Raw genomic sequence first — 6,463 nt, 5'->3', positions numbered from 1 at the left:
AGCTTGCCTCGCGATCTTTTAAAGATCAAAAGATCGCGAGGCAAGCTCGCTCCTACAGGTCAATCGTTTAGAAATCACCCCACAGTTGCTGGGCCACGGCCAGCGCGACTACGGGCGCCGTTTCGGTACGCAGCACACGCGGGCCGAGGCGGGCCGGCTGGAAGCCTGCGGCGTGGGCGTGCTCCACTTCGTCGTCGGTCAACCCGCCTTCCGGGCCGATCAAAAACGCCAGGCGCGCAGGCTTGGCGTGGCTGGTCAGCGGCGCTGACACCGGGTGCAGCACCAGCTTGAGGTCGGCCTCGGTGGTTTTGATCCAGTCACTGAGCAATACCGGCGGGTGAATCACCGGCACCCGCGAACGGCCACACTGCTCACACGCACTGATCGCCACTTGCCGCCAATGCGCAAGGCGTTTGTCAGCACGTTCATCTTTGAGCCGCACTTCGCAACGCTCACTCATGATCGGAGTAATTTGGGTCACGCCCAATTCAGTGGCCTTTTGAATCGCCCAGTCCATGCGCTCGCCACGGGACAACCCTTGGCCCAAGTGAATGGCCAACGGCGACTCAACTTGCCCGGCAAAGGTTTCGTCGAGCACTACGCGCACACGCTTTTTGCCGACTTCCAGCAAGCGCCCCAGAAACTCCTGACCCGAGCCGTCAAACACTTGCAGGGCATCGCCCTCGGCCATGCGCAGCACGCGGCCAATGTAATGCGCCTGGGCTTCAGGCAGTTCATGCTCACCGAGGCTCAACGGGGCATCGATAAAGAAGCGCGACAATCTCATTTAAATTCTCTGAAAATTAAATTACTCATGTAGCCGCTGCCGCAGGCTGCGATGGGTTGCGCAGCGACCCTGATTTTTTAAAGGTCCTGCGGCCCTTATCGCAGCCTGCGGCAGCGGCTACAAAAACATGATTAACCCGGATCGCGGAAGTCTGGATGGAAGTTCGCCGGCACGGCCACGCTGATGTCCGTGCGCGTCGCGATGTCGATCCCTTCGCTGGCCACTTCAGCCAGAAAGTCGATCTGCTCGGGGGTAATCACGTAAGGCGGCAAGAAATACACCACACTGCCCAACGGGCGCAACAACGCACCCCGCTCCAGCGCGTGCTGGAAGACTTTCAGGCCGCGTCGTTCCTGCCACGGGTAAGCCGTTTTAGTGGCTTTGTCCTGGACCATTTCTATGGCCAGCACCATCCCTGTCTGACGCACTTCCGATACATGTGTATGGTCGGCCAGGTGGGCCGTGGCGCTGGCCATGCGTTGGGCGAGTGCCTTGTTGTTTTCGATGACGTTGTCGTCTTCAAAAATATCCAGCGTCGCCAACGCCGCCGCACACGCCAGCGGGTTGCCGGTGTAGCTGTGGGAATGGAGGAAGGCGCGCAGGGTCGGGTAGTCGTCGTAGAACGCGCTGTACACCTCATCGGTGGTCAGGCACGCCGCCAGCGGCAAGTAGCCTCCGGTCAAGGCTTTGGACAGGCACAGGAAGTCTGGCGTGATACCGGCTTGTTCGCAGGCAAACATTGTCCCGGTACGGCCAAAGCCCACGGCGATTTCGTCGAGGATCAGGTGCACGCCATATCGGTCGCAGGCCTCACGCAACAACGTGAGGTACACCGGGTGGTACATGCGCATACCGCCCGCGCCCTGAATCAACGGCTCGACGATCACCGCCGAAATCGTGGCATGGTGCTCGGCCAGGGTCTGCTCCATGGCCTGAAACATCGTGCGCGAGTGGGCTTCCCAGCTCACGCCTTCAGGGCGCAAGTAGCAATCGGGGCTCGGCACTTTGATCGTGTCGAGCAGCAAAGCCTTGTAGGTTTCGGTGAACAGCGGCACGTCACCCACCGACATCGCGGCCATGGTTTCGCCGTGGTAGCTGTTGGTCAGCGTCACGAAGCGCTTTTTGTCAGGCTGGCCGCGGTTGAGCCAGTAGTGAAAGCTCATCTTCAGCGAGACTTCGATACACGACGAACCATTGTCGGCATAGAAGCAGCGGGTCAGGCCCTCGGGGGTCATCTTGACCAGGCGCTCAGACAACTCGATCACCGGCTGATGGCTGAACCCCGCGAGGATCACGTGCTCCAGCTGGTCGACCTGGTCCTTGATGCGCTGGTTGATACGCGGGTTGGCGTGGCCAAACACGTTGACCCACCAGGAACTCACGGCATCCAGATAGCGTTTGCCTTCGAAGTCTTCGAGCCATACGCCTTCACCGCGCTTGATGGGGATCAGCGGCAACTGTTCGTGATCTTTCATTTGGGTGCAGGGGTGCCACAACACGGCAAGATCGCGCTGCATCCATTGATTATTCAGGCCCATTTCCACTCTCCTGGCGCTGGTTCCCGGCGTCTGCGGGCAAACAAGCCTGCAAGCCTATGCAATGCGCAGGCTCGTCACAAGTCATTACGTTTATCCATAGACACGCATATTTACATTCAAGGCACGGCTCGGCATAAAACACCGCACGCGGCTATTGTTAACGTTTGCTTAATGCATGATCCCCAGGCTACAGATCGTATTTATCGATGTTTTGCAGCAAAAAAATGCGCTTTCATTCGATAGGTAAACCATTAGTCTTAGCGTCAATTCCCACAGGATGCTGGCAATGCAGCTACGTAACTCGTCTTCTCGCTATGGTGCCGTGAGTATTTTCCTGCACTGGTCAGTCGCGCTGGCCGTGTTTGGGTTGTTCGCATTGGGCTTGTGGATGGTCGGTCTCGACTACTATGACCCTTGGCGTAAAGAAGCGCCTGACCTGCATAAAAGCATCGGTCTGACGCTGTTGGCGGTCATGTTGATCCGTGTTGTCTGGCGGTTCATCAGCCCGCCGCCCCCTGCTTTAGAAACGTATAGCCCTGCAACCCGTATCGGCGCCAAGTTCGGTCACGCTTTTCTGTACCTGAGCTTGTTTGCCCTCATGATCGCGGGATATTTGATCTCGACGGCCGAAGGCGTGGGTATCCCTGTTTTCGGTCTGTTTGAAGTACCGGCACTGATCTCCAGCCTGCCCAATCAGGCTGATGTTGCTGGCGTTGTGCACCTGTGGCTGGCCTGGACCGTGGTGATCTTTGCTGTTCTGCATGGTCTGGCTGCCTTTAAACACCACTTTATTGACCGTGATGCGACCCTCAAACGTATGCTGGGCCGCAAAGCCTGATGCTCAACCTCAATTCAAAAGGAATAGAACGCATGTTGAAAAAGACGCTCGCTGCTCTGGCACTTGGGACTGCTCTGCTGACCGCCGGTCAAGCCATGGCTGCCGACTACACCATCGATAAAGAAGGCCAGCACGCTTTCATCGACTGGAAAATCAGCCACTTGGGCTACAGCTTCGTGCACGGCACGTTCAAGGACTGGAAAGGCACCTTCTCGTGGGATGCGGCCAAACCTGCTGACAGCAAAATTGACATCACTCTGCAAACCGCCAGCCTGTTCTCCAACCACGCAGAACGTGACAAGCACATCGCCAGCAAAGACTTCCTGGACGTCGCCAAATACCCTGAAGCGACCTTCAAGTCGACCAAAGTGGTGCCAACCGGCGACAAGACGGCTGACGTGACCGGCGACCTGACGCTGCACGGCGTGACCAAGCCTGTGACCTTCAAAGCCACATTCAACGGCGAAGGCAAGGATCCATGGGGCGGCGAACGTGCTGGCTTCAACGCTACCACCACGCTGAACCTGAACGACTTCGGCATCAAAGGCCCGGGCCCAACCGCTCAAACACTGGACCTGGACATCTCGCTGGAAGGCGTGAAGGCCAAGTAATTGCGCTTTTAGATGGCTAAAAAAACGCCCCGGCTTGTAAGAGCCGGGGCGTTTTTTTATGAAAAGCAAGAGCCCCTCACCCTAGCCCTCTCCCGGAGGGAGAAGGAACCGATTGGGGGATGTTGTAGATGTTCTGCGGTCTGCAAGCCATGCACTGAATCTGAAAACACCGCGATAAAGCGCCCTCTCCCTCCCGGAGGGAGAAGGGAGCGATTGGGGGATGCTGCAGATTTTCTGCGGTCTGCAAGCCATGCACTGAATCTGAAAACACCGCGATAAAGCGCCCTCTCCCTCCCGGAGGGAGAAGGGAGCGATTGGGGGATGCTGCAGATTTTTTGCAGCCTAAATGCCTTGCGCTGAACCTGAAAACGCCCCGGTTAAGCTCCTTCTCCCTCCGGGAGAGGGTTGGGGTGAGGGGCTTTTGATCACAAACAAAAACGCCCCCAATCTTTCGGTCGGGGGCGTTTTTTATGCAGCGTTAACTCAGCGGTTGCGAGTCAACAGTGCAGGCTTCTCGCCACGAGGGCGGTTCGGCAGTTGATCCAGTTGCTCAGGGGTCAAAAAGCGATCAGTTTTCGACTCTTTGTGCATGATCTTCGGCTGGTTCTCACGCGGGCCTTTAACCGCTGGCTCTTGACGCGCAGTATCGCGCGCCGGGCGGTTGTCGCGACGGGCCTGGCCATCACGCGGGGCGCCGTTGCGTGGGCCGCTGCGCTTGGCTGGCGGGGTGCCAGTGCTCGCGCCGCTGCCGGTGCGCGGGCCGTTTTGACGACCACCCGAACGGGCCGGAGTGCCAGCACCCGCGCCTTGCGCCGGGGCACCCGGACGACGGTCACGGCCCTGGTTGTTTTTGTTTTGGTACGGGCTGACGTAATCAGCGCGGTTACCAAAGTTATCCACATCGTCATCACGGAACTCGTCTGGCGCACGGTTGGCGTCCGAACGAGGCGTTGGCTGACGCTGCTCACGAGCTGGCTGGGCGCTGCGTGGCTTTTGCTCACGGGCTGGACGCTCGCCGCGTGCCGCTGCAGGTTTTTCTTTGCCCTTGTCTTTGCCTTTGTCTTTACGACCGCCGCCACCGCCCGGATTACCCGGACCGTCGCCGCGTGGGCCACGTGGCGGGTTGCGCGGGTTACGCACATCCGGACGCTCGCGCACTTCAGGCTTTTCAGCCTCTACGGCACTGGCGTCAAAACCCATCAGGTCGCCATCAGCGATCTTCTGCTTGGTCATGCGCTCAATGCTTTTGAGCAGCTTTTCTTCGTCAGGAGCAACCAGGGAAATCGCTTCGCCCGAACGACCGGCACGGCCCGTACGGCCGATACGGTGAACGTAGTCTTCGTCAACGTTCGGCAGTTCGAAGTTGACCACGTGCGGCAACTGGTCGATGTCCAGGCCACGCGCTGCGATGTCGGTTGCAACCAGAATGCGCACAGAACCGGCTTTAAAGTCGGCCAGGGCTTTGGTACGCGCGTTTTGGCTCTTGTTACCGTGGATGGCCACAGCGCTCAGGCCGTGTTTGTCCAGGTATTCAGCCAAACGGTTGGCGCCGTGCTTGGTACGGGTGAACACCAGCACCTGTTCCCAGGCACCTGCGGTGATCAAGTGGGCCAGCAAGGCACGCTTGTGGGTCGCAGGCAGGCGGAAAACACGCTGCTCGATGCGCTCAACCGTGGTGTTGGGCGGCGTCACTTCAATGCGCTCAGGGTTGCGCAGCAACTTGCCGGCCAGGTCGGTGATGTCCTTGGAGAACGTCGCCGAGAACAGCAGGTTCTGACGCTTGGCAGGCAAACGTGCGAGGACTTTTTTCACGTCATGGACAAAGCCCATGTCGAGCATCCGGTCGGCTTCATCGAGCACCAGAATTTCTACGTGAGAGAGGTCAACGCTGCCCTGGCCGCACAGGTCGAGCAAACGACCCGGGCACGCCACCAGCACGTCAACACCGCGGGACATGGCTTGAACCTGCGGGTTCATGCCGACGCCGCCGAAGATGCAGGCACTGACGAACTTCAGGTCGCGGGCATAGAGCTTGAAGCTCTCGTGCACTTGGGCTGCGAGTTCGCGAGTCGGGGTCAGGACCAGCACGCGGGGTTGGCGTGGGCCGTGACGCTGGGATTTGTCCGGGTGGCCGTTGGGAAACAGCTTTTCCAGAATCGGAAGAGCGAAGCCGCCGGTTTTACCAGTACCTGTCTGGGCCGCAACCATCAAATCGCGACCTTGCAACACGGCGGGAATGGCCCGCTGTTGCACCGGAGTAGGCTCGGTATAGCCCGCATCTTCAATGGCGCGGACTAAAGCCTCGGAGAGACCGAGGGAAGCAAAGGACATGAGTAATCCTGTTCTAGTTAGGGCTTGGCCCAAAGGGATAGTCTTGCCTGGCGTGAATGGCGTTTAAGGTGACGCAATCCCGTCCGGTCCTGCTCCAGTCCTGAGGCTCATTCACATCGCTCGCGCGGGCTGGAAGCTGCGCAGTCACGGGGTTGAATGCCGGGTACAAGGACGAGCGGCCGGGCGTAAGCCTGGCGGAAAACCCGGAGTATAACAGAGCAATCACGGCGCGCCGATTTCATGCTGCTCAACGGTTTTGTAGGGGCACAGGCCACATAACCCGTGGGAGCGGGCTTGCTCGCGATGGTAGCACCACGGTTTATCAGCAAACCGGGTGACGCCCATCGCGAGCAAGCCC

5 protein-coding genes are annotated in these 6,463 nt (G+C 59.0%); 2 read left to right on the top strand and 3 right to left on the bottom strand.

Annotated features, from left to right (window positions below):
- Positions 1 to 67: 67 nt before the first annotated feature.
- Together QMX84_RS25430 and QMX84_RS25425 are read right to left on the bottom strand one after the other, a co-directional pair.
- On the bottom strand, positions 68 to 787 hold the full coding sequence (locus tag QMX84_RS25430; RefSeq protein ID WP_282365076.1) for a 16S rRNA (uracil(1498)-N(3))-methyltransferase: 720 nt from the start codon (positions 785 to 787) through the stop codon (positions 68 to 70).
- A 131-nt stretch (positions 788 to 918) separates the two neighbouring features.
- Positions 919 to 2,325, bottom strand: a complete 1,407-nt coding sequence (locus tag QMX84_RS25425) for an adenosylmethionine--8-amino-7-oxononanoate transaminase (protein WP_282365075.1) — start codon at positions 2,323 to 2,325, stop codon at positions 919 to 921.
- A gap of 286 nt (positions 2,326 to 2,611) precedes the next feature.
- Between QMX84_RS25425 and QMX84_RS25420 the strand changes: the two genes are divergently transcribed.
- Both QMX84_RS25420 and QMX84_RS25415 read left to right on the top strand, forming a co-directional pair.
- The gene (locus tag QMX84_RS25420) at positions 2,612 to 3,163 is read left to right on the top strand and encodes a cytochrome b (protein WP_048370907.1); all 552 of its coding nucleotides are present in this window, start codon (positions 2,612 to 2,614) and stop codon (positions 3,161 to 3,163) included.
- 32 nt (positions 3,164 to 3,195) lie between these two features.
- A complete protein-coding gene (locus QMX84_RS25415) occupies positions 3,196 to 3,774 on the top strand; it encodes a YceI family protein (protein WP_048370909.1) in 579 nt (192 codons plus the stop codon).
- A gap of 483 nt (positions 3,775 to 4,257) precedes the next feature.
- Here the strand turns inward: QMX84_RS25415 and QMX84_RS25410 are convergent, their stop codons facing one another.
- Positions 4,258 to 6,105: a DEAD/DEAH box helicase gene (locus QMX84_RS25410; RefSeq protein ID WP_282365074.1), complete on the bottom strand. Its 1,848-nt coding sequence runs from the start codon at positions 6,103 to 6,105 to the stop codon at positions 4,258 to 4,260.
- Positions 6,106 to 6,463 lie beyond the last annotated feature (358 nt).

This window comes from Pseudomonas sp. PS01297 (assembly GCF_029959305.1).
Classification (GTDB): Bacteria; Pseudomonadota; Gammaproteobacteria; order Pseudomonadales; family Pseudomonadaceae; genus Aquipseudomonas; species Aquipseudomonas helleri.
The sequence above is the reverse complement of the archived record's forward strand: the minus strand, read 5'-3'. Positions and strand labels throughout refer to the sequence as shown.